Origin of the sequence: Streptomyces sp. 7N604 (assembly GCF_052245475.1) — a bacterium.
In the GTDB taxonomy this organism is placed as follows: Bacteria; Actinomycetota; Actinomycetes; order Streptomycetales; family Streptomycetaceae; genus Streptomyces.
Genome location: NZ_JBQQBX010000107.1, coordinates 1 through 762, shown reverse-complemented (window position 1 = coordinate 762; position 762 = coordinate 1). Strand labels below are relative to the sequence as shown.

The window sequence follows — 762 nt, the reverse complement described above, 5'->3', positions numbered from 1 at the left end:
CGGCGACCGTCGGGGCGGTGAACAGGGCGCGGATGCTGACCTCGGCGCCGAGCTCCGACCGGATCCGGGCGATGAGCTTCATGGCGAGGATCGAGTCGCCGCCGAGGTCGAAGAACGACGCGTCGGCGCCGATCTGTTCCAGGCCGAGCACGTCGCAATAGAGCCCGCAGAGGCGCTCCTCGGTGGGCGTCGTCGGCCCGCGGCCCACAGGTGCGCCGGTGAAGTCCGGGGCGGGGAGGGCGGAGCGGTCGAGCTTGCCGTTGACGGTCACCGGGAGCGCGTCCAGCTCCACGAACGCGGCCGGGATCATGTAGTCGGGCAGCCGGTCCGCGAGGAACTCCCGCAGCTGGGCCGTGTCCACTTCGCCGTCCGGTACGACGTAGGCGACGAGCCGCTTGTCCCCGGCACGGTCCTCCCGGGCGATCACCGCTACCTGTCCGACGCTGTCGTGCGCGGCCAACCCGGTCTCGATCTCGCCGGGTTCGACACGGAAGCCGCGGACCTTGACCTGCTCGTCGACACGGCCGCCGAAGACCAGCTCGCCGTCGGCGGTCCACTTCGCGAGGTCCCCGGTGCGGTACATCCGGCCACCCGGGGCAGCGAAGGGGCAGGCGACGAAACGTTCCGCGGACAGGCCCGGGCGGCCGAGATAGCCGCGGGCGAGGCCGGGGCCCGCGACGTACAGCTCACCTGCCACGCCCTCGGGGACGGGGCGCAGGTGCTCGTCGAGTACGAAAGCCTGGGTGTTGGTGATCGGCCGGC

At 72.3% G+C, this 762-nt stretch carries 1 protein-coding gene; it reads right to left on the bottom strand.

From position 1 onward, the window contains the following. Window positions 1–762 (bottom strand): phosphopantetheine-binding protein (locus ACTWP8_RS38215; protein ID WP_443326647.1); only part of this gene is annotated, 762 nt, incomplete at both ends.